At 43.6% G+C, this 21,737-nt stretch carries 17 protein-coding genes and 1 tRNA gene; 11 read left to right on the top strand and 7 right to left on the bottom strand.

Annotated features, from left to right (window positions below; translation table 11 throughout):
* Nucleotides 1–71: 71 nt before the first annotated feature.
* Complete coding sequence (locus tag K6969_RS11090) at nucleotides 72–941, bottom strand: RluA family pseudouridine synthase (protein WP_029173252.1); 870 nt, start codon at nucleotides 939–941, stop codon at nucleotides 72–74.
* Nucleotide 942: 1 nt separating this feature from the next.
* Nucleotides 943–1,911 (bottom strand): NAD(P)/FAD-dependent oxidoreductase, encoded by a 969-nt coding sequence (locus tag K6969_RS11085; RefSeq protein WP_029178381.1) that lies wholly within the window; start codon nucleotides 1,909–1,911, stop codon nucleotides 943–945.
* A 152-nt stretch (nucleotides 1,912–2,063) separates the two neighbouring features.
* Here K6969_RS11085 and pbp2a point away from each other — a divergent pair, with 152 nt between their 5' ends.
* The 5 genes from pbp2a to K6969_RS11060 all read left to right on the top strand — a co-directional run bounded on the left by pbp2a (nucleotide 2,064) and on the right by K6969_RS11060 (nucleotide 10,512).
* Entirely contained in the window at nucleotides 2,064–4,277 is a 2,214-nt protein-coding gene (gene pbp2a, locus K6969_RS11080; protein ID WP_171942618.1) for a penicillin-binding protein PBP2A, read from the top strand.
* A gap of 33 nt (nucleotides 4,278–4,310) precedes the next feature.
* Nucleotides 4,311–4,463: a 50S ribosomal protein L33 gene (rpmG, locus tag K6969_RS11075; protein WP_002940258.1), complete on the top strand. Its 153-nt coding sequence runs from the start codon at nucleotides 4,311–4,313 to the stop codon at nucleotides 4,461–4,463.
* 9 nt (nucleotides 4,464–4,472) lie between these two features.
* Nucleotides 4,473–4,649 (top strand): preprotein translocase subunit SecE, encoded by a 177-nt coding sequence (secE, locus tag K6969_RS11070; RefSeq protein ID WP_002940255.1) that lies wholly within the window; start codon nucleotides 4,473–4,475, stop codon nucleotides 4,647–4,649.
* Nucleotides 4,650–4,758: 109 nt separating this feature from the next.
* Nucleotides 4,759–5,298, top strand: a complete 540-nt coding sequence (gene nusG / locus K6969_RS11065) for a transcription termination/antitermination protein NusG (RefSeq protein WP_053863674.1) — start codon at nucleotides 4,759–4,761, stop codon at nucleotides 5,296–5,298.
* Nucleotides 5,299–5,442: 144 nt separating this feature from the next.
* Entirely contained in the window at nucleotides 5,443–10,512 is a 5,070-nt protein-coding gene (locus K6969_RS11060) for a S8 family serine peptidase (RefSeq protein ID WP_321537414.1), read from the top strand.
* Nucleotides 10,513–10,554: 42 nt separating this feature from the next.
* Here K6969_RS11060 and K6969_RS11055 read toward each other — a convergent pair.
* Nucleotides 10,555–10,625, bottom strand: a tRNA-Cys gene (locus K6969_RS11055).
* A 189-nt stretch (nucleotides 10,626–10,814) separates the two neighbouring features.
* Between K6969_RS11055 and K6969_RS11050 the strand changes: the two genes are divergently transcribed.
* The 3 genes from K6969_RS11050 to tsf all read left to right on the top strand — a co-directional run bounded on the left by K6969_RS11050 (nucleotide 10,815) and on the right by tsf (nucleotide 14,555).
* The gene (locus K6969_RS11050) at nucleotides 10,815–11,978 is read left to right on the top strand and encodes an IS30 family transposase (RefSeq protein ID WP_321537413.1); all 1,164 of its coding nucleotides are present in this window, start codon (nucleotides 10,815–10,817) and stop codon (nucleotides 11,976–11,978) included.
* Nucleotides 11,979–12,429: 451 nt separating this feature from the next.
* Entirely contained in the window at nucleotides 12,430–13,206 is a 777-nt protein-coding gene (gene rpsB / locus K6969_RS11045) for a 30S ribosomal protein S2 (protein ID WP_014637198.1), read from the top strand.
* A 308-nt stretch (nucleotides 13,207–13,514) separates the two neighbouring features.
* Entirely contained in the window at nucleotides 13,515–14,555 is a 1,041-nt protein-coding gene (gene tsf, locus K6969_RS11040; RefSeq protein ID WP_002937816.1) for a translation elongation factor Ts, read from the top strand.
* Nucleotides 14,556–14,874: 319 nt separating this feature from the next.
* Here the strand turns inward: tsf and K6969_RS11035 are convergent, their stop codons facing one another.
* Complete coding sequence (locus K6969_RS11035) at nucleotides 14,875–15,576, bottom strand: GNAT family acetyltransferase (protein WP_171943139.1); 702 nt, start codon at nucleotides 15,574–15,576, stop codon at nucleotides 14,875–14,877.
* A complete protein-coding gene (locus tag K6969_RS11030) occupies nucleotides 15,576–15,914 on the bottom strand; it encodes a thioredoxin domain-containing protein (protein WP_029178603.1) in 339 nt (112 codons plus the stop codon). The genes K6969_RS11035 and K6969_RS11030 overlap by 1 nt, the downstream gene beginning before the upstream one ends.
* Nucleotides 15,915–16,183: 269 nt before the next feature.
* Here K6969_RS11030 and K6969_RS11025 point away from each other — a divergent pair, with 269 nt between their 5' ends.
* The 3 genes from K6969_RS11025 to K6969_RS11015 all read left to right on the top strand — a co-directional run bounded on the left by K6969_RS11025 (nucleotide 16,184) and on the right by K6969_RS11015 (nucleotide 19,709).
* On the top strand, nucleotides 16,184–16,642 hold the full coding sequence (locus K6969_RS11025) for a CtsR family transcriptional regulator (RefSeq protein WP_002937810.1): 459 nt from the start codon (nucleotides 16,184–16,186) through the stop codon (nucleotides 16,640–16,642).
* A gap of 3 nt (nucleotides 16,643–16,645) precedes the next feature.
* Nucleotides 16,646–19,099 carry an ATP-dependent Clp protease ATP-binding subunit gene (locus K6969_RS11020; RefSeq protein ID WP_044771056.1) on the top strand — a complete coding sequence of 818 codons (2,454 nt, stop codon included), beginning with the start codon at nucleotides 16,646–16,648 and terminating at the stop codon, nucleotides 19,097–19,099.
* 118 nt (nucleotides 19,100–19,217) lie between these two features.
* Nucleotides 19,218–19,709, top strand: coding sequence for an adenylyltransferase/cytidyltransferase family protein (locus K6969_RS11015; protein ID WP_029173245.1), 492 nt, complete (start codon nucleotides 19,218–19,220; stop codon nucleotides 19,707–19,709).
* Between the two features lie 95 nt (nucleotides 19,710–19,804).
* Here the strand turns inward: K6969_RS11015 and dusB are convergent, their stop codons facing one another.
* Nucleotides 19,805–20,809 (bottom strand): tRNA dihydrouridine synthase DusB, encoded by a 1,005-nt coding sequence (dusB, locus tag K6969_RS11010; RefSeq protein WP_029173244.1) that lies wholly within the window; start codon nucleotides 20,807–20,809, stop codon nucleotides 19,805–19,807.
* Entirely contained in the window at nucleotides 20,802–21,668 is an 867-nt protein-coding gene (hslO, locus tag K6969_RS11005) for an Hsp33 family molecular chaperone HslO (RefSeq protein WP_029173243.1), read from the bottom strand. Before hslO ends, dusB begins: the two co-directional genes overlap by 8 nt.
* Between the last annotated feature and the right edge of the window lie 69 nt (nucleotides 21,669–21,737).

Here is a 21,737-nt window from a genome sequence, read left to right as displayed (position 1 = left end):
GCTTCATTCAATAAAAAGGAACAATAAAACCTCCAAAAGTTTTGTCTAACTCTGGAGGTTTTTGGGTTTCCTTAATTGCTGTTTCTCAACACTTTCTCAAAAGTCTCCGACCGTGCTTCTACGCTGATTTCTTCGAGTGTCAGCGGGTGGGTCAGGCTGAGTTTTTGGGCGTGGAGCATGAGGCGAGGTGCTGCGACTCGACTGTAAAGCGGGTCACCGATTAGAGCATGACCATGATGAGACAAATGCACCCGAATCTGGTGGGTCCTTCCTGTCTGGAGACGACAGGAAACTAGACTATTTTTGCCAAGGGGCTTCAAGAGGTGGACCTGGGTAAGGGCTGCCTGCCCCTTGCGGTTATCGACCACCCGCTTTCTGCGGTCGTGTCGGTCCCGTCCGATTTTATCAGTAATAGTCCAGTCTGTCTTTTTTAGCTGGCCTTGGCAGAGGGCTAGGTAGTCACGGTAGATGACCTTGTCTTCCAAAAGCCGATTGAGAATGGGCAGGATAAAGGGATTTTTGGCGAAGAGAATGGCTCCGCTGGTTTCCATATCCAGCCTATGGACCACATAGCAGGTCTGGCCGACATAGGCAGATACATGGTTGAGCAGGGCAATCTCCGTCGGCTCATTGCCGTGGGTTTTCATACCCTCAGGCTTGTTGACGATAATCAAATGCTCATCTTGATAGAGTTCCTTCACCAAGTCCGCTTGTCCAAGTGGAATGCTTTTTTCAGGATAATCTTCCTGGTCAAAGGTCAATTCTAACAAGTCGCCTGCGGTAATCGGGCTCTGCCAATTAATCAGCTCACCGTTGACACGGACCTGTTTCTTGGTGCGGAGGAAGTGACGGATTTTTCTAGGAATGAGAAAATAATCTTCCAAGACTTCCTTGACAGTGAGTTGGGGAAAGGCTTGGGGAATGCGAATGTCAATTTTCATCTTATAGGCTGGTTGAGTGCTTTGGTTGCACTTTTTCGTTTGGATTGAGGTAGTTCATGGCATTGTTAACAGCGGTTGGGGCTTCGCCCAGTCCAGTCGCAATCAGGTCGATTTTACCCTCGTAGAAGCAACAGTCACCGATGGCATAGATACCAGGGACAGAGGTTTCTTGTTTGCTGTTGACCACGATGCGGTGGCGATTGAGCTCCAATCCCCATTCTTTTAGCGTGCCGATAGATGATTTGAAACCGTAGTTGACAAAGAGGTGGTCAAAAGACAGGGTGAGCTTGTCCTCGCTTTTTACCTTATCGAAATCAATGGCAGAAGCTCTGCCATTTTCCCCAGAAAGCCCTTTAGGGATAAAAGGTGTGTGGATGGTGACGCTGGACTGCTTGAGTTCCTCTACGCTGTGTTCAAGGGCGCGGAAGTTGTCGCGACGGTGGACAATGTGAGTAGTCTTAGCAATTTTTTCAAAGGCCAGGGACCAATCGACCGCAGAATCACCACCACCCAAGACGACGATGTCCTTGTCGGCATACTGCTGGATATTAGACACGTGGTAATGGACGTTGTCAAAGCTGTCAGCACCATCAATCTCCAGCGGACGTGGCTTGAAGGCCCCGCCACCCATGGCGATAATCAGAGTCTTGGTCTGGTGGCAGCCCTTGTTGGTTGTTAGGGTAATGGTTTCCCCAGGTTTGATAGCAGTCAGGGTTTCATTGAGGCAGATGGTAGTATCAAATGGAGCCAGTTGAGCGAGGAGGTTGTCGGTCAACTCTTGTCCTGTCAGACTTGGGAAGGCAGGAATGTCCAAAATGGCCTTTTCAGGATAGAGAATGGCAGGCTGGCCACCCAGTTGGGGCAGGGAGTCAATGATTTTGACCTTGGCTTGACGGAGGTGGGCGTAGAAAGCGGCGAATAAACCGACTGGACCGCCACCGATGATAGTAATGTCATATACTTGTGTCATGGGAATCCTCTTCTTTGTTCAGAATGACCCTATTTTATCATATTTTTGGAAAATTTTCTCTGTCTGTTGTCACAAGTTGTCGCAGGCTTTTTTCTGCTAGTTTTTAGGAAATGGTGTATAATGGTACAAAATTCACTAGAAAGAGGTAAAGTATGGACGATTTGCAATACCAGCCAATCGAAGTTCCAGAAGATTTCCAAATTGATCATGAAGACCGACCTAGCCGTCGCCGCAGGGGAAATCGTGGCTCTGTTGATAAACCAAAGAAAAAATCACGTATTCCAGAGCCGATTCGTAAATTTTGGCGCCGTTATCAACTGACTAAAATTTTAATCATTTTAATGGTCCTGACAGTTCTTACAGTAGGTGGCTATCTATTTTTCCTTGCAAAGACAGCTAATGTTGGTGATTTACAACAGGCGCTAAAAGCCACAACGATTATTTACGATAAAGATGGTGCGGAAGCTGGGACATTGTCTGGTCAGAAGGGGACCTATGTAGAGCTGGATGCTGTCTCTGATAATTTAGAGAATGCCGTTATCGCTACAGAAGATCGGAGCTTCTACAAAAATTCAGGCATTAATTACCAGCGTACAATTTTGGCTGCCTTGACGTTAGGTCGGTCTGGAGGTGGTTCAACTATTACCCAGCAATTGGCAAAAAATGCCTTTCTAACTCAGGATCAGACCATCAGTCGAAAGGCTCGAGAATTCTTTTTGGCTCTGGAAATCAATAAAAAGTACAGCAAGCAAGAAATTTTGACCATGTATCTCAACAATGCCTACTTTGGAAACGGGGTCTGGGGAGTGGAAGATGCAAGCCAAAAATACTTCGGTATTCCAGCCAGTGATCTTACTCTTGAGCAAGCAGCCGTCATAGCAGGTATGCTCAAGGGACCTGAGATTTATAATCCTTATTATTCTCTAGAAAATGCAGTTAATCGTCGGGATACAGTCCTGCAAAATATGGTCAATGCTGGTTATATTGATCAGGCGACTGCAGATGCAGGTTTCCAAGTAGACCTAGCCAGTCAGCTTTCAGATACCTATACAGGGAAACAAAGCAATTATTCCTATCCATCCTATTTTGATGCTGTGATTGCTGAGGCGATTGAGCGATACGGACTGAAAGAATCAGACATTATTAATAACGGCTATAGGATTTACACAGAGATGGATCAAAATTCTCAAGCCAGCATGCAGGTGATTTTTAATGATGAGACTATGTTCCCAACGTCAAGTTTTGATGGTACCCATGCTCAGGCTGCCAGCGTAGCTCTTGATCCTAGGACTGGTGGAGTTCGCGCCTTGGTTGGTCGAGTTAACAGTTCAGAGGATGCGGTCTTTCGGACTTTCAACTTTGCAACACAAGCCAAGCGCAGTCCTGGTTCAACAATCAAGCCTCTTGTTGCCTATGCTCCAGCAGTAGCGGCGGGCTGGTCGATTGATATGGCTCTGGATAACCATACAGAAACCTACGGCGATTACACCTTGCATAACTATGATTATTCGACTTCTGATACCATTCCAATGTATCAAGCTTTGGCTCTCTCTTACAATTTACCAGTAGCTTATATAGTGAACACCTTGGGGATTGACAAAGCCTTCGAGTATGGACAAAAGTTTGGACTTGATATGGAAAATGTCGAGAAAGTTTTGGGTGTTTCAATTGGTTCTGGAGTGGAGACTAATCCTCTGCAAATGGCCCAGGCCTACGCTACTTTTGCGAATAAGGGTGTGATGAAGGATGCCCACCTCATCACTCGTATTGAAACAGCTAGTGGAAAGGTTTTAGCAGAGCATCGAGAAACAAGTACCAAGGTGATTGACCGCTCTGTCGCAGATAAGATGACAGCAATGATGCTTGGAACCTATACCAATGGTACGGGAGTGACAGCAGATGCGGCCAATTATTATATTGCTGGGAAAACAGGAACAACCGAAACAAGTTTTGATGTCAATCTTGTCAATGATCAGTGGCATATTGCTTACACACCTGATTTGGTCATCAGTCAGTGGGTTGGTTTTGAGCAGACAGATGAAAATCATTATATAGATAGCAGTAGCTACTGGATGGCTCCGTCGGTCTTCCAGACTGTAGCCAATTCAATCTTGCCATATACTGCAGGAACTCAGTTCGAAGTAGAAAATGCCTATGCACAAAATGGTATTGTAGAAGTAGCTCCAGATGAGGCTACGCAAACTGAATCAAGCCTTGGTCAAGAACAGGTACAAGAAATTTCAGATCAGGCGAAAAACTTGATTGAGCAAACCAAACAAAATCTAATCGATGCCCAGTTACCAGAACGAGCAAAAACCTTGTGGGATAACATTACGTCTTGGTTTGGAGAGTTGTCAAATCCATAAAAACATGGTAGAATGAAAAGGATGGAGGGCTTTATGGCACTAAAAAAAGCAAGCCTAGCCTGTACTGTTTGTGGTTCTCGAAACTATTCAATCAGCCTTTCGAGCAATCCCAAGCCAACACGGTTAGAAGTAAATAAATTTTGTAAACACTGTGGACAATACACTGTTCACAAGGAAACCAGATAGGAGTCACGCATGAAATTTATCAAAGACATTATCCGCATTTTAAAAGATACGTCTTGGCCAACTCGTAAGCAGAGCTGGACGGATTTCGTGTCTGTAGTGGAATATACTGCCTTTTTCGTAGCGGTGGTTTACCTCTTTGACTTGATCTTGTCACGAGGAATCATGAGCTTGATCAATCTTTTCTAGAAAACACTTGCCATTTGTAAAATGGAAGTGATATAATAAAGAAAAGCGAAAGCCTTCGGGCTTTTTTTAGCGTCTAAAAATTCCGTGTTTCCAAAGAAAGGAAGTAACAATGTACGATAGTTTTGATAAAGGCTGGTTTGTTTTACAGACCTACTCAGGATATGAAAATAAAGTGAAGGAAAACTTGCTCCAACGTGCCCACACTTATAACATGTTGGAAAACATCCTTCGTGTAGAAATTCCAACTCAGACTGTTCAGGTTGAAAAGAACGGTGAGGTCAAGGAAGTGGAAGAAAACCGTTTCCCTGGTTATGTTTTGGTTGAAATGGTTATGACCGATGAAGCTTGGTTTGTGGTTCGTAACACGCCAAACGTTACAGGTTTCGTGGGTTCACACGGTAACCGTTCAAAACCAACGCCACTTTTGGAAGAAGAAATTCGTCAAATCTTGGTGTCTATGGGACAAACCGTTCAAGAATTTGATCTTGATGTAAAAGTTGGCGACACTGTGCGTATCATTGACGGTGCTTTCACAGACTATACAGGTAAAATTACAGAAATCGACAACAACAAGGTTAAGATGGTTATCTCTATGTTTGGTAATGATACCATTGCTGAAGTTAATTTGAGCCAGATTGCTGAGTTGTAATAAGTTGTTAAAGCGCAGGGAGACCTGTGCTTTTTCTTGTTTTTGAGGGCGCAAATTCAAAAAAACTTGCCAAAGATTTAAAAATTTTATAGAATTAGGTATACCTAACTTATAAATTAATTAATCTTAAAAAATGGAGGTTTTATGAAACAGAAGTGGTCTCAGATTGAGAATAAACAACGCTTTAGTATCAAGAAGTTAAGTGTCGGTGTGGCATCGGTATCAATAGGATTTTTTATCACAGGTATTCCGATGGTTCAAGCAGATACTAGTGGAGAAGGATTGGAGTCTACGGTTGCGGTCGCAACGGATATGGATAGTAGGCCAGATTCTGTGGCAGAGAAAAAAGAAGATGGACCATTATCAGATGAGCCAGTTAACATGGATCAGGTGGATGAACCAGTTGCTGAAGAGGGAGGGGTCGAAGAAGTTGTAGATACAGAGGCGGGTGAAGAATCAGGTCTTCTCACAGATCGAGCTGCGACCGAGATAAAAACTACAGCTGGTAAGACAACAGATGAGTCAAGGGAAAAAGAAGACATTAGCGGAAAAGAAGCTAGTGCTCCTCAAACAAGCCCGCAGGAATCACCGGTTGAGCCAGAAGAGGTGACAAGAGGGCGCTATATTTTACAATTTTCCGACGAGAACCGAAATCTTGTATTGGATAAATTAAAGAAAATTGATGGCGTTAAAATTGTTCATGAGTATAAGGAGGTTTTAACGGGAGCATCTGTAGAGGTGGGGAAAGAAAGTTTGTCTGATGTGAAGGCAATTACCGAATTAACCTCTTTAGAAGAGAGTCGCCGTATCAGACCGACTCTTCATACTGCTAAACAGCTGGTTGGTACCTTAAAAGCAAGTTCTAAATACCAGACAGATGGTCGGGGAATGGTGATTGCAGTCATTGACTCTGGTTTGGATATTAAGCACAAAGACATGAGGTTGGATGAAGGTGTCGTCCCTAAAATCAAGGAAATTACTCCATCTACGACAGGGACATACACACTGAAAGTTCCCCATGGCTATAATTACGTATCCGGTAATGATAATCTCTACGATGATACCCACGAACCACATGGTATGCACATAGCAGGAACCCTGGCTGGAAATGCAACAGACGAAGAAGTTGCGTCTAAACAGGGGATTGATGGGATTGCTCCCAACGCACAGCTGCTAGTCTACAAGATTTTTTCAAATGACCCTAAAAATTATAAGGCTGAGACGGAGGATGCTGCTTATGCTGCTATTGAAGATGCTATCAAACACGGGGCAGATGTCATTAGTTTGAGCGTTGGTTATTATGATAGCGGGCTGCCAGGGAATGCTTACTACACGATTGCTAAGAGGGCAGCAGAAAAGGGGATTATCATTACAGCAGCTATTGGTAATGCTGGTGCCTCCTCTTCAGACACCTCCTTTGACTTGCATACAAATAATGCCTTAGGAGCTGTGGATACGGCAACAACAGTTGGTGTGGCAGCGACTCCCGCAGTTATCGGGGTTGGTTCGGCAAGAAATACCCATCTTGTTCAACGTGAATTTATGCTGAATGGACAGTCTTTTGGCTACTATCCTATTGGCTATACAACGCTTACAGAGGGAAAATATGAATTTGTAGATGCTGGAAATGGTCGCTGGGAAGAAGTGCAGGGGCTTGATTTGGCTGGTAAAGTAGCGATTATCAAAAAAGATAAGTTTGACTTGAAAGATGCCGTTCGTAATTTGAAATTCAAGGATGTTGCTGGAATTATTGTGATAAATACTGATCAGGGATGGAATAAGGATTATTATAAGACCCATCAGTTATTGGTAGACGATAAGACTTTGCTTTCCTATTCCTCTATCTGGGGCATCAGTCTTAGTGGGGAAGATGGAAGGCGATTATTAGAAGTTGCCAACCAATCGCAAGGTAACACTGGTTTGGTTCTTAAACCTACAATTGGAATGAAGAAGTTAATTGAAGTGCCGACTGTATCAGGTTTTTCTAGTTGGGGTCCTACGGTCAACTTAGAATTGAAGCCAGAGATTGTGGCACCAGGGGAGGATGTTTATGCAACCTTGAATGACAATCGTTATGGCTCCATGTCAGGGACTTCGATGGCTTCGCCAATTGTGGCGGGTGCCAGTGCACTTTTATTGCCACGGATTCGCCAAATGACACCACCAGAAGGCATGACTAGGATGGATTTGCTGAGAATCATTTTGATGAATACTGCTACCCCTTTGGTTGATGTTCTAGATTCATCTGGGCATGCTTTGGAAAATTCTCCGAGACAACAAGGTGCTGGTCTGCTGCAGATCGATAGAGCCTTTGAAACAGATGTGATTCTTCACCACCGTCTAAAAGGAGGGGTGGAATTAAAAGAAATAGGGCGTGAGACAGAATTTGAGGTGACCTTGGAAAATCTGGGAAACCAACAAAGAAACTTTGCTATTTCAGCTGGGAAAGTATTGACTAGTCAAGATGTTCCTGTTGATAGAATAGGACGTTCTGGAAAAGTAGTTAAAGAGATTCATGCGACAGAAATCAAGGGTTCGAGTCTTCATCTTTCTGAGCAATCTATTCAACTGGGGCCGAAAGAGAAGAAAACCATTCGCCTGAGATTGGATGCAGGAGAAGCGAAAGACCAGTTTGCAGAAGGGTATATTTACTTCAAATCATTGACGGAGGGGCAGTCTGACATCAGCATTCCTTATTTTGGCTTTGTGGGTGACTGGTCAAAAGAAAGGATTGTCGATGCACCGGCTTGGGAAACTGGTTCTAAATTGAAACTGACCTCGGTTTTATCTAGCTATAAACACAATAAGTCTGGGCGCTATATTGAACTTGGGCGTGAAAAGATTCAAGATAATCAATCACCTATAAATCCAGAAGATATTGCAATTCAAAACCAACATTCAGATAGCCAAACAGGGAATGCTTTTGTTCGATTTGTACTATTGAGGGATATTACCAACTATGACTTGGATATTGTAAAAGAGGCTACAGAAGATGCTCCTGTTCTGAGGCGGATTGACACAGGAACCATGCTGTCTCGTGTTCGCTATGTAGATTATTTTGAAAGTCTTTCGGAGTATTCCAAGCTTCGTACTCCGATAGAATTGCACCGCTGGGATGGAAAACTGTACGATGCAAGTCAGGATGAAAACATACCAGCACCAGAAGGACAATATTTCTTCAGATTGCGGGTGAAAAACAAAGAAAACGGGGCCTATCAGTATACTTATCTGCCAGTCAAAATTGATAATCAAAAGCCAGAGATTGTCGCGATTGATACCAATCGTCTAACCAGCCATAGAGAACTAGTCGTTACAGCCAAGGATAATAATAAAGTTTGGGAGGTTCGAGCTAATCTAAATGGAGAAGATCTTCTTGTTGAAAAGGTTGTAGATGATGCAGGTCAACTACATTACCATCTCAAAGAAGTGGAACTGCCACTCGATGCTAAAAATCATCTCCGTGTTGAGGTGATGGATATAGCGGGTAATGTGGTTGCTGTTGAAAAAGACTTGGTGGCGCCTGTAATCCAGTTTAAAAATTTGGAAGATTTGATGGCAATTCGAAGTAAGAAAACTGTAGAAATTAAAGCGAACGTCTCAGCGCAAGTTTCCGATGTGCAGGCTAACTTGGATGCTCAGGTTGTGAATTACTCTCTTGAGAATGGTCAACTATCTCTCCAGATTCCAGAGCAATCAGATGGACGTCATAGTTTTGAATTAATCTTGAAAGATAAGGATGGCAAGCTTATTTACACTAAAACCTTGAATTATTTGGTAGATAATGAAAAGCCGACGATTGATCTTGATATTGAAGAGGATGAAGAGGTTATCCAGATTGGCAAAAACGGGCGTTTTACATTGAAGGGGAAAGTGAGTGATAATGTTAGTCTTCCTAAGAACATCAAACTTTACTATTCCAATCTAGACATTGGTAAGGGCGAGCTGAAATTCATAGATGTAAAAGAAGACGGCAGTTTTGAGCAAGACTTCTTTAAATCCGATTTTCCTAGAGCCATCATATTAACAGCGGTAGATGAGAAAGGCAATAAATTAAAGGACCTTCGTATCAATACAAGTCCAGAGAGTCTGGATGAGGAGGAGGAAACAGAAGTTCCGATTACTGTCAATAACTGGTTGATTGACCCAATTCGTTTCAATAAAGAAAGTCTTGGTCGTGAGCTAGATAGCGGGTTAGTTGACTTCAAAAAGCAAGAAGATGGGACTTATCTATTTACATTTGAAATAAAATCAGAAACCGAACAAGCTCATTCTGTGCGCATCAATGGTGGTGAAAAACGCTATTTTGAGGATGGCAAGTTGACCTATCCAGTTACTCTGATTGAAGAGGGAAATGTTGTGGATATAAGTGTGTACAATGAGGAGGATGAGTTGACTTACACGAAGAAATATCAGATGTTGGTTGATACAGAAAATCCTGTTTTACAGCTGGAAAATGAGGTGCTACCATTGGAAAGACAGGTAGTGGATAGTGAAGAAGATGAAGACGAGGAAAATCAGTATGCAGGAGTTCTCCTGGCAGATGCTGATGGGCACTTGACACTTACCGGAAGCGCCAAGGATAATGGAATTTATTGGTCCTTGAAGATCAACGAAGATTTTGTAGCTCGAGGAGGCTTCTGGAGGCAGTATGGAAATAATGAAAAAGCCTTTCGCTATGAGCTACATAGTCTGAAAGACGGGGATACAGTCAAACTTGATTTGAGTGACAGTTTTGGAAATGCTGTTGTGAAGAAATATAAGGTACGGTTAAATGACAAGGAAGTATCTGAGCAGGTTCCTGAAAAAGACCTTCATGTGGAGCAATCAGATAAGGATCAAGCCCCTAGCATTCCTGTTCCGAAATCGGAAGCGTATGTACCAATGCCAAAAGAAGATAATTCGCTTGCTCCGCAAACAGAATCCACTGAAATCGCGCTGTTAACTGGCGATACAATAGAAGATGGTGTGGAGCATTTGGTGAGACTTACAAAACATGAGGAGGCACTAGGAATTTCTGACGAGAGAATAGAAGTGTCCGTACCTCACAGAGAATTATTTGAAAGAAGCGGAAGAGGAGAGACAAGTGCATTAGCGGCGGATACTAGTGGGAAACTGCCTCAAACTGGGGATAGCCTTGGAAGTGTCTTTATAAGTGCTTTGTTAGGTCTATTTGGTGGAGCTATGGCCCTCGGAAATCTGAAGCGAAAAGAATAGTAAAAAACCTAGGAAGATTCCTAGGTTTTTTAGAAGATTAAAAGGCGGTAGACGGATTTGAACCGACGATCAAGCTTTTGCAGAGCCGTGCCTTACCACTTGGCTATACCGCCATAACAAATAATATTGTACCTTAAATAGTGAAATTGGTCAAGTGGAAATTTTCGTATCAGCCCCATTTCTAATTTTGCTAAATTCCCAAAGTAAGTTCTAGTCTGTCTTAAAAACTGGAAATTAGACTGAGACAAAGAAATAAGGTAGAACTTACTATGGGACAAGTTGGTAACTGACAAAAAGGCTAAATGAAAAACAAACACTTAACCCTCTCTGATCGCAACGATATTCAAATAGGAATTGAACAACTTAAGCCCTTCTTAGCTATAGCAGCTAAGTTAGGTAAAGATCCTTCTACAATCTCAAAAGAAGTTCGGAGAAATCGAGTGGCTAAAGAAAATTCTGTGACATCCAATTGTGATTCTTGCCCTTTACTCAAAAAGGCTCCCTACGTTTGTAATGCCTGTCCGAAAAAGAGAAGCAACTGCGGATACCAGAAACAGTTCTACTACGCAAAAAGAGCTCAGCTTGATTATGAAACTAAGCTCTCAGACTCGAGAACGGGTGTTGCACTAAACAAGGAAGAATTCTATCGCATGGATGAGATTGTTTCTGCTGCCATCCAAAAGGGCCAACACCTCAACCACATCATCGCCTCAAACGAACTTTCGGCATCCAGAGCTTCTATCTACAGATACCTTGAAAAAGGCTATCTGTCCACAAAGCCCATTGATTTCCCCCGTGTCGTGAAATTCAGAAAGCGGAGAACCAGAAACCTACAACCCATTCCTAAAACTGCCAAAGATGGACGGTCTTACGAGGACTTCCAACGCTTTCTCATAGAGAAAGGAATCAGCTATTGGCTGGAAATGGACACCGTTACTGGACGGATCGGTGGAAAGGTACTTCTCACCTTTAACCTCTCCTTCTGTAACTTTATCTTCGCTCGATTACTTGATAATAAAACAGCTAATGAGGTCGCTAAACATCTCTACGCTATCAAGAATGACCTGCATCAGAAAGAGATGGACTTCTGCGAACTATTCCCTGTCATTCTGACCGATAATGGCGGTGAATTCGCTAGAGTGGACGATATCGAAATGGATGTTCGTGGAGAATCTAAGCTATTCTTCTGTGACCCAAATCGTTCTGACCAGAAAGGGAGAATTGAGAAGAATCACACACTTATCAGAGATATTCTTCCTAAAGGAAGTTCGTTTGATAACTTGACACAGGAGGACATCAACCTGGTTTGTTCGCATGTCAACAGCGTCAGACGAGCTTCTTTCAACGGAAAATCCGCCTATGAACTCTTTACATTTACCTACGGTGAGGAATTGGCAACACTTTTGGGAATCTCTAAAATTGACCCTGAGAACGTCATCCAATCACCTCGATTATTGGATAAATAATCGTTAGTTTTTATCAAAAAATAATTTCAAAATAGAAAGGAACTTGTCCCATCCAAAATTCCAGATAGCTAGAACTTACTTTGAGACGTCTCAGAGCCAGTAACTTTAGTGTACTCTTTTTTTCAACATTTTCAACCCTAAAACTCACTATTATCAACATTTTTAGTCAAAAACAGAACTTAGTCTGAGACTAAATTCTGTTGATGTTATGCAGTTTTCTCAAAGTAACTTCTGGAAGGACGGGAACTAGAACTTACTTTGAGAATTTACCGTGCTGAATTTTGACGAATTTCTCTGCTATTTTACTTGAAAATAGGGAGGTATTCTGATATACTAATAGAGTTGCTGTGCAACAAATACTCATCTCGGACCAATTGTGGTCTTGTTGCCGAAAGGTTAGGCTGCAAGTCGAAGTTCGGGAGAGGAGAAAAAACAAAAAGGAGAAATACTCATGGCAGTAATTTCAATGAAACAACTTCTTGAGGCTGGTGTACACTTCGGTCACCAAACTCGTCGCTGGAATCCTAAGATGGCTAAGTACATCTTCACAGAGCGTAACGGTATCCACGTTATCGACTTGCAACAAACTGTAAAATTGGCTGACCAAGCTTACGAATTCATCCGTGACGCTGCAGCAAACGACGCAGTTATCTTGTTCGTAGGTACAAAAAAACAAGCTGCTGAAGCTGTTAAAGACGAAGCTATCCGCGCTGGTCAATACTTCATCAACCACCGTTGGTTGGGTGGAACTCTTACAAACTGGGGTACAATCCAAAAACGTATTGCTCGTTTGAAAGAAATCAACCGTATGGAAGAAGATGGAACTTTCGACGTGCTTCCTAAGAAAGAAGTAGCATTGTTGAACAAACAACGTGCTCGTCTTGAAAAATTCTTGGGCGGTATCGCTGACATGCCACGCATTCCAGATGTAATGTTCGTTGTTGACCCACACAAAGAGCAAATCGCTGTTAAAGAAGCTAAAAAATTGGGTATCCCAGTTGTAGCGATGGTTGACACAAACACAGATCCAGATGATATTGATGTTATCATCCCAGCTAATGACGACGCTATCCGCGCTGTTAAATTGATCACAGCTAAAATGGCTGACGCTATCATCGAAGGCAACCAAGGTGAAGACAGCGTAGCAGCAGTTGAAGCTGAATTGGCAGCTGAGCCAGCATCTACAGAATCAATCGAAGAATTGGTTGAAGTTGTAGAAGGAAAATAAGTAACGAAGGCGTTTAGAAATCTGTATGAAAATAGGAAACTGACGCAGTATGCTTGCATACAAGGAAGTTTATCTTTTTCACTAAGATTTTAGCCTGAGTACAATAAAATAAGTAACGAGGACGTTAAAAAAAGCGTTAGATTTTAGAAAATGGACGTAGCAGTCTGGGGACTGCAAGGAGATTTGTCTAAATCCTAGCTTTTTAGTCCGAGTACATTCTACATCATTTATCAGACACAAAAACAATCCTAGAGGGGCAGGGCTGAGCCCGCTCCTCTATTTTATAAATACAAACAAGGAGAATAGACATGGCAGAAATTACAGCAGCTCTCGTTAAAGAATTGCGTGAAAAATCAGGTGCTGGCGTTATGGACGCGAAAAAAGCATTGGTTGAAACTGAAGGTGATATCGAAAAAGCGATTGAATTGCTTCGCGAAAAAGGTATGGCTAAGGCAGCTAAGAAAGCTGACCGTGTAGCAGCTGAAGGTTTGACAGGTGTTTACGTTGATGGTAACGTAGCAGCAGTTGTTGAAGTTAACGCTGAAACAGACTTCGTTGCGAAAAACGCTCAATTCGTTGAATTGGTAAACACTACTGCTAAAGTAATTGCAGAAGGTAAACCAGCTGACAACGAAGCAGCTCTTAAATTGGCTATGCCTTCAGGTGAAACCCTTGAAGAAGCATACGTAAACGCAACTGCAACAATCGGTGAGAAAATCTCATTCCGTCGCTTTGCTTTGGTTGAAAAAACAGATGCTCAAGCATTTGGTGCATACCAACATAACGGCGGCCGTATCGGTGTTATCTCAGTTGTTGAAGGTGGCGACGAAACTCTTGCTAAACAAATCTCAATGCACATCGCTGCGATGAAACCAACTGTTCTTTCTTACACTGAATTGGATGAACAATTCGTTAAAGATGAGTTGGCACAAATCAACCACAAGATCGAACAAGACAACGAAAGCCGTGCAATGGTTGACAAACCAGCATTGCCTTTGTTGAAATACGGTTCAAAAGCTCAATTGACTGACGAAGTGATTGCAGCAGCTGAAGAAGCTATCAAAGCAGAATTGGCAGCAGAAGGCAAACCAGAAAAAATCTGGGATAAAATCATCCCAGGTAAAATGGATCGCTTCTTGCTCGACAACACTCAAGTTGACCAAGCTTACACACTTCTTGCACAAGTGTACATCATGGACGACAGCAAAACAGTTGAAGCTTACTTGAACTCAGTGAATGCTTCAGTTGTAGAATTTGCTCGTTTCGAAGTAGGTGAAGGTATCGAGAAAGCTTCAAACGACTTTGAAGCAGAAGTTGCAGCTACGATGGCAGCAGCTCTTGGTAAATAATTGCTAGTCTTCATTTTATCTTTTATTACTTCGACGTATGAGGAAATGCCGTTTCCATATTTCCAACTTCAAATACTCCACTGGAGTATTTGAACTCGCCGTGCTGTACTTCAGTACAGCCTGCGGCTCGTTTCCTAGTACTAAAAGCAAACTGATAGACTATTCAAAATCACAAGAACTTCCGAATGGGAGTTCTTTTTTGGTAAAATCGGTCTTAGGTCTGATGCCTGAACAGGTTGAGTGAGTTATACTAGTATCAATCCTAAATATTTTTCATAATCTCCTTAAAAAGCACCGGCCTTGTGGTCGGTGCTTTTTGCTAGCTTTTTAAGATATAAGTATCCCAGCTAGGCTTGTTTGGTTGTTGGAATTGGTCAGCCAAACACATGGCGATAGGATCGCAATCATCGGCCTCAAAGCTAATTTGCTCATACTGTTCAAATAGTTGGCAAATAACTGTTTGGATGAAGAAATCAAAAGTTTGTTCATCTTTTCCGCATACGTAGGCAATTTCATCGGTATCTATGAAGGCACAATTTTCTGAGTCTGTATAAACCAGATCAGGTAAGTCCTTCTCGAATTCTTCTTGACTGGCAGTCCATGGATTGATGTCTTGGTGGACTGTTTGATAGTGGTCAAAAATTTGCTGACAGGCTATTTGATAAGGTGCGGTGCCTTTGCGGACTATGCCTAAGTTGGAAGTGACTGTTTGACTAAGGTAGTCTTGTTTGGTCACTTCAAACTCATAACACTTTCGTTTGCAGACAAAGCCAGCTGCGGTGAGAAAGTGAATTTTTTCCTGCTCTGCAGAGGAGAGCATAACTTGAAGAGTTTTTCCGCCTAAGGAAGTCTGTAGGGACTGGAAGAGCTGCTCTGCTATGGTGCAATCGTAATCGGCCAAATCCAGTCGCAGATAGATATTGGTCTGGTGGTAGGGGTTGCTGTAGGTATGGATGCTGCCGATTGGTCTTCCGTGATGAGAGATGTGGAAGGTGTTGGCTTGGTAGGAAATGTCTAGCATTAGTCTTGAATAAAAGCCGCAATTTCTTCTTCGGTCATGCTGGAATCGCAGCGGACTTGGACACCAGTAGATTTAGCGACCAGGAGGCCTGGAACAGTTGGGACTTGGTAGTGGTCGCGGAGGGCCTGGAGTTCTGGACTGATTTGGCTGGAGTCGAGGAAGTGGACGGTCACTTGCTTGTCTTGGGCTACCTTGTGGAGTTTTGGTGCGAAGCGGTTGCAGTAAGGACAGGTTGCTCGTCCGATGAAGAGAACAGCCCTCTCTTTGGTGGCTAGAAGGTTCTGTGCCTGCTCCACAGTCACACTTGTAAAGTCTTGAATGTAATCTTGAAAGTTCATGGTATAAGATATAAAGGGCCTTAAGTGGACACAGAAAAAATAGGAAACAGAACGACGACTAGTTCTCGTTTATCTTTTTGCCCTAGTCCGTAGCCCGTATTCAGTTCAACTAAATACGGAAGCCCTAGTCCTTTCTGTTTTTTCTTTTATTATAGGATAAAGCAGAGCAGATTTCAAAATTCTGCTACGCTAGTTGCTAGGCTTTTGCTTTCAAAATTCGTCATTTTAAGGTATAATGGTCAAAGATAGTCAAAGAAAGAGGCGATACTATGGCGATGAAGAATACATCGGATTATATAGAAGAGCACATCAAAGCCATCTTGGACCAAGTCAGTGTAGCTGAGTTGCGTCGAAGTGAATTGGCTAGTCGGTTTGAAGTGGTGCCAAGTCAGATTAACTACGTCATTAAAACTCGTTTTACAGCCAGCCGTGGCTATATTGTTGAGAGTAAGCGTGGTGGTGGTGGTTATATCCGAATTGGGCGGATTACCTTTTCGGATAAGCACGAACTGGTCCATGATTTGTTAAACAATATGGGTGAGCAGTTGTCTGCGACGGTTTATGCGGATATTTTACAGCTCCTTTTTGATGAAGGATTGATGACAGAACGAGAAGGCAATCTCTTTTTGTCCACAGGATCTGATGAAATATTAGGAAAAGATGCAAGTACCATTCGAGCACGCATGATGCGTCAAATACTACGACGTTTAGATAGGAAAGAGGAATAATTCATGAAAATTTCAACTGGTTTACAGCGGGTTTTTGAAGATGCCCAGTTAGTGGCCCAACGTTATGCCTGTGATTACTTGGAAACCTGGCATGTTCTCTTGTCTTTCGTTATCAACCATGATACAGTCGCTGGCGCTGTTTTGGCAGAATATCCTATTTCAATTTCTGACTATGAACATGCAACTTTTGTTGTGACCGACAAGGTCTATCGTGAAGAGTTGGATAGTTTTCGTATTTTACCATCTTCTAAACGTTTGGATGAAACAGCTAGTTTTGCCAAGAAAATTGCAGAAGTCGTCAAGGCTAAGGAGTTGGGAACGGAACATTTGTTTATGGCTATGTTGTTGGACAAGCGGTCAACAGCTAGTCAGATTTTGGACAAGGTAGGTTTTTGTTTTGAAGACTCAGATGATAAGTTTCGTTTCTTGGATTTGCGTAAAAACTTGGAGGCACGTGCGGGATTTACCAAAGAGGACCTTAAAGCTATCCGCAGTGTGATGAAGGGTGGCAAAGCCAAACCTGCCAATATGGGACAGATGATGGGAATGCCCCCAGCACCTCAAAGTGGTGGATTAGAAGACTACACTCGTGATTTGACAGCTTTGGCGCGTGAAGGGAAGATTGAACCTGTCATCGGTCGAGACGCTGAGATTGCACGGATGATTCAAATTCTATCACGTAAAACTAAGAATAATCCAGTTCTAGTTGGTGATGCTGGTGTCGGAAAAACTGCGCTTGCTTTGGGTCTTGCTCAACGTGTTGCTGCAGGTGATGTCCCTGTCAGCTTGGCTAAGATGCGGGTTTTGGAACTTGACTTGATGAACGTTATCGCTGGAACTCGTTTCCGTGGTGATTTCGAAGAGCGGATGAATAATATCATCAACGACATCGAGGAAGATGGTCAGGTCATCCTTTTCATCGATGAGTTGCATACCATTATGGGTTCTGGCTCGGGGATTGATTCGACCTTGGATGCGGCCAATATCCTCAAACCAGCTCTTGCTCGTGGCACCCTCCGTACGGTCGGAGCGACGACTCAGACAGAGTACCAAAAGCATATTGAGAAAGACGCAGCCCTGGTTCGTCGTTTTGCCAAAGTCACCATTGAAGAGCCGACAGTGGAAGATAGCATTGCCATTTTGACTGGTTTAAAAGGTACTTTTGAAAAATACCACAGGGTCCGTATTGGACAAGCAGCTGTAGAGACTGCTGTGACCTACGCTAAGCGGTATTTGACCAGTAAAAACCTGCCAGATTCAGCCATTGATTTGCTGGATGAAGCCAGTGCAACGGTACAAAATCGAGTGAAAGGGCAGGCTGAGGAAACAGGACTGACGAGCATAGACAAGGCCTTGATGGATAAAAAATATAAGACTGTCAGCAAGCTGTTGATTAAAACGAAAGAAGATGCCGAGGCTAGTCAAAACTATGACCTTGAAGTAACAGAAGAAGATGTTTTAGAAACACTTAGCCGCTTGTCAGGTATCCCAGTAGCCAAGCTTAGCCAATCAGATACTAAGAAGTATCTGAATCTGGAAGCAGAATTGCACAAGCGTGTGATTGGGCAGGAAGAAGCTATTTCTGCAGTTAGCAGAGCTATTCGCCGTAATCAGTCAGGGATTCGTACAGGTCGCAGACCGATTGGTTCCTTTATGTTCTTGGGACCAACTGGTGTCGGTAAGACAGAGCTTGCTAAAGCCTTGGCAGAGGTTCTCTTTGATGATGAATCTGCTCTTATCCGTTTTGATATGTCTGAGTATATGGAGAAATTTGCGGCCAGCCGTCTCAATGGAGCGCCTCCAGGCTACGTGGGCTATGAAGAAGGTGGCGAATTGACAGAAAAAGTTCGTAACAAACCTTATTCTGTTCTTCTTTTTGATGAGGTTGAAAAGGCTCATCCAGATATTTTCAATGTTCTCTTGCAGGTCTTGGATGATGGTGTTCTGACGGACAGTAAAGGGCGCAAGGTTGATTTCTCCAATACTATCATTATCATGACGTCAAACCTTGGAGCAACAGCCCTTCGTGATGATAAGACAGTTGGTTTTGGTGCCCTTGATTTATCTAAGGACCACAAGGAAGTGGAGAAACGCATTTTTGAGGAATTGAAAAAAGCCTATCGTCCAGAATTTATCAACCGTATTGACGAGAAAGTTGTCTTCCATAGCCTAACGGAAACTCATATGCAGGATGTTGTCAAGGTCATGATTAAACCTTTGTTGGCTGTAACAGCTGAGAAAGGAATTACTCTTAAACTGCAACCGTCAGCCCTTAAGTTATTGGCTAAACAAGGTTACGACCCAGAAATGGGGGCTCGTCCTCTTCGTAGACTCTTGCAGACCAAGTTGGAAGATCCATTGGCAGAGATGTTGCTCCGTGGTGACTTGACTACTGGTTCGACCTTGAAGGTTGGGGTCAAGGGTGAAGAGCTCAAGTTTGATGTGGTAAAGGGATAAGGAGTGCTTGTTGTTGCTATCCTTTCCAGATGCAGAATTATTCTTCCGTTTTGAAAAAAGGATGAAATAGTTGGAGAGGTGAGCTTGCTCGCCTCTTTAGCAAGTAGAAAGGAAATCTATGAATCAAACCATAGCTGTTGTTTTCGGAACTTTTGCCCCTATGCACAAGGGACATTTGGATTTGATCGAGCGAGCAAAGTTGGCCTGTGGTCAGGTTTGTGTGGTGGTTTCAGGCTATGATAGGGATCGTGGCGACTTGATTGGCTTGGATTTATTGACTCGCTTTAGAGCTATTCAATCCCAGTTTGAGGGTGATGATTTTGTCGAAGTTCGTGCCCTGGATGAAACGGACTTGCCAGCCTATCCAGATGGTTGGGACCTTTGGCTAGAACGCTTGCTTGGGCTGTTGGACCTGTCTGAACATCAAGTGCCAGTCTTCTATGTATCCGAGGAAGAATACGCTCAGGAACTGCATAGGCGAGGTTATCAAGCACATTTCAGTCCTAGAAAATTTGGCATTTCAGCAACCCTCATTCGTGAACATCCTCAACAATATCAGGATTACATTGCTCCAGCCTTTCTTGCTTTTTTTGGAAAGGAAGTCATGTAAAACAGTATAGAAAAAACGCATAAAATCAAGTTATCATCTTGGTTTTATGCGTTTTTCTGTTTCATTGTTAGCGAGTTTTAACCTGCCAGTTTATCTTATTTAGCAATCCGTTCCTGATAGGCTTCTCGTGCTTGGTCAAAGAGTTCTTGGACCTGCTCGATAGTCTCTGCTCGGGCAACGGCTCCACGGATCTTGGCAGCACCTGCTGAACCACGGAGATAGTGGGGAGCAAGGCCACGGAATTCGCGGACGGCAACTGACTCTCCCTTGAGGTTGGTCAATCGGGTCAGGTGGTCAAAGGCGACATTGAGTTTGTCGTCAAAGGAGAGGTCGGGCAGGACTTCTCCTGTTTCAAGGTAGTGGTTGATTTGGTTGAAGATGTAAGGATTTCCCATAGCAGTCCGTCCGACCATGACAGCATCAGCACCAACTTCCTCGATTCGCTGGCGGGCATCTTCTACAGTGCGGATGTCGCCGTTTGCGATGAAGGGAATCTTGGTCAGGCTGCCAGCTACCTTGGTGAGGGTTTCCAGGTCAACGGTTCCTGTGTACATCTGCTCGCGGGTCCGTCCGTGCATGGCCAGGGCAGCCACACCGGCGCTTTCTGCGGCCAGGGCATTTTCGACCGCTAGGTCGGTATTGTTCCAACCCGTCCGCATTTTAACAGTCAAGGGAATATCGAGGACCGAAGTCACTTCCTTGATGATGTGGTAAATCTTGTCGGGGTCCTTGAGCCACTTGGCACCAGCTTCGTTTTTAACGACCTTGTTGACAGGGCAGCCCATGTTAATATCCACGATATTAGCCTTGGTGTTGGTTTGGATGAAGTCGGCAGCCCGTTTTAGTCCTTCGGCATCGCCGCCGAAAAGCTGGATAGACATAGGGTATTCGTTGTCGTCGATATGGAGCATATGGAGGGTCTTCTCGTTGTTGTAGAGAAGGCCTTTTTCAGAAATCATTTCCATCACGACCAGGCCCGCGCCCATTTCTTTGGCAATGGTGCGGAAGGCCGAGTTGGTCACGCCAGCCATTGGGGCCAGCACGCAGCGATTGGGAATTTCCACATCACCAATCATAAAAGGGGTATTGAGATTAGCCATTGATGAGTTCCTCCAAATCGTTTTCGTCAAAGTGGTAATGGGTCTGGCAGAATTGACAGGTGATGTCCACGCCCTTGTCTTCTTCTTTCATCTCTTGCAGGTCCGCTTTTGGCAAGCTGGCCAGAGCATCAAGGAAGCGGTCTTTAGAGCAGTCGCAGACAAAACCGATTTCTTCTTCTGACAGGCGTTTGAAGTCGTCGTCGCCATAAATGGCGGATAGCAGAGCTTCTATGTGGTTATCAGAAGCCAGCAGGCTTGAAATGGCAGACATTTCTTGGATACGTTTTTCAAAGCGAGCAATTTCAGCCTCGGTCGCTCCAGGTAAAACTTGGAGTAAGAAGCCACCAGCTACCTTGACCTTATCTTCTTCATCCAACAAGACATTGAGCCCCACCGCAGATGGGGTCTGCTGGCTGTCCGTTAGGAAGTAGGCAAAGTCTTCACCGATTTCACCAGAGATTAAGGGGGTCATGGAATTGTAAGGATGCCCTGTTCCGTAGTCTGTGATGACCAGGAATTGACCATTGCCTACAAGTGGTCCAACGATAACTTCGCCAGTCGCTGTCCGTTTGTAGTCTAAGTCAGGATTTTGAATGTAGCCCTTGACCTGACCTTTGGTATTGGCAACGGAGATGATAGCCCCAACAGCACCGCTGGCCAATATTTTCAGGGTGATCTTGGTATCACCTTTTTCATTGGCAGCCAAAATCTGATTGGCAATGAGAGTGCGGCCCAGAGCAACGGTGGACGACGCCATAGTATCGTGTTTTTCTTGGGCTGTTTTCACGGTTTCTGTGCTGTCTAGCACAAAGGCACGAAAATGCCCGCTTTTTGATAGTGTTTTAATAATTTTATCCATAACTTTAATTATAGCACAAGTGGAGGTGGAGCAGTAGAAAAATGAGCCTGAAAGTCATGCTTTCAAGCT

It is taken from the genome of Streptococcus suis (genome assembly GCF_019856455.1).
In the GTDB taxonomy this organism is placed as follows: domain Bacteria; phylum Bacillota; class Bacilli; order Lactobacillales; family Streptococcaceae; genus Streptococcus; species Streptococcus suis_AE.
Note: the sequence above shows the minus strand (reverse complement) of the source record. Positions and strands in the feature narration are given on the sequence as shown.

What these genes read in the sequence shown, in the direction of transcription:
- K6969_RS11090 (WP_029173252.1), bottom strand. Translation starts at nt 941, where the DNA reads ATGAAAATTGACATTCGCATTCCCCAAGCCTTTCCCCAACTCACTGTC.
- K6969_RS11085 (WP_029178381.1), bottom strand. Translation starts at nt 1,911, where the DNA reads ATGACACAAGTATATGACATTACTATCATCGGTGGCGGTCCAGTCGGT.
- pbp2a (WP_171942618.1), top strand. Translation starts at nt 2,064, where the DNA reads ATGGACGATTTGCAATACCAGCCAATCGAAGTTCCAGAAGATTTCCAA.
- rpmG (WP_002940258.1), top strand. Translation starts at nt 4,311, where the DNA reads ATGGCACTAAAAAAAGCAAGCCTAGCCTGTACTGTTTGTGGTTCTCGA.
- secE (WP_002940255.1), top strand. Translation starts at nt 4,473, where the DNA reads ATGAAATTTATCAAAGACATTATCCGCATTTTAAAAGATACGTCTTGG.
- nusG (WP_053863674.1), top strand. Translation starts at nt 4,759, where the DNA reads ATGTACGATAGTTTTGATAAAGGCTGGTTTGTTTTACAGACCTACTCA.
- K6969_RS11060 (WP_321537414.1), top strand. Translation starts at nt 5,443, where the DNA reads ATGAAACAGAAGTGGTCTCAGATTGAGAATAAACAACGCTTTAGTATC.
- K6969_RS11050 (WP_321537413.1), top strand. Translation starts at nt 10,815, where the DNA reads ATGAAAAACAAACACTTAACCCTCTCTGATCGCAACGATATTCAAATA.
- rpsB (WP_014637198.1), top strand. Translation starts at nt 12,430, where the DNA reads ATGGCAGTAATTTCAATGAAACAACTTCTTGAGGCTGGTGTACACTTC.
- tsf (WP_002937816.1), top strand. Translation starts at nt 13,515, where the DNA reads ATGGCAGAAATTACAGCAGCTCTCGTTAAAGAATTGCGTGAAAAATCA.
- K6969_RS11035 (WP_171943139.1), bottom strand. Translation starts at nt 15,576, where the DNA reads ATGCTAGACATTTCCTACCAAGCCAACACCTTCCACATCTCTCATCAC.
- K6969_RS11030 (WP_029178603.1), bottom strand. Translation starts at nt 15,914, where the DNA reads ATGAACTTTCAAGATTACATTCAAGACTTTACAAGTGTGACTGTGGAG.
- K6969_RS11025 (WP_002937810.1), top strand. Translation starts at nt 16,184, where the DNA reads ATGGCGATGAAGAATACATCGGATTATATAGAAGAGCACATCAAAGCC.
- K6969_RS11020 (WP_044771056.1), top strand. Translation starts at nt 16,646, where the DNA reads ATGAAAATTTCAACTGGTTTACAGCGGGTTTTTGAAGATGCCCAGTTA.
- K6969_RS11015 (WP_029173245.1), top strand. Translation starts at nt 19,218, where the DNA reads ATGAATCAAACCATAGCTGTTGTTTTCGGAACTTTTGCCCCTATGCAC.
- dusB (WP_029173244.1), bottom strand. Translation starts at nt 20,809, where the DNA reads ATGGCTAATCTCAATACCCCTTTTATGATTGGTGATGTGGAAATTCCC.
- hslO (WP_029173243.1), bottom strand. Translation starts at nt 21,668, where the DNA reads ATGGATAAAATTATTAAAACACTATCAAAAAGCGGGCATTTTCGTGCC.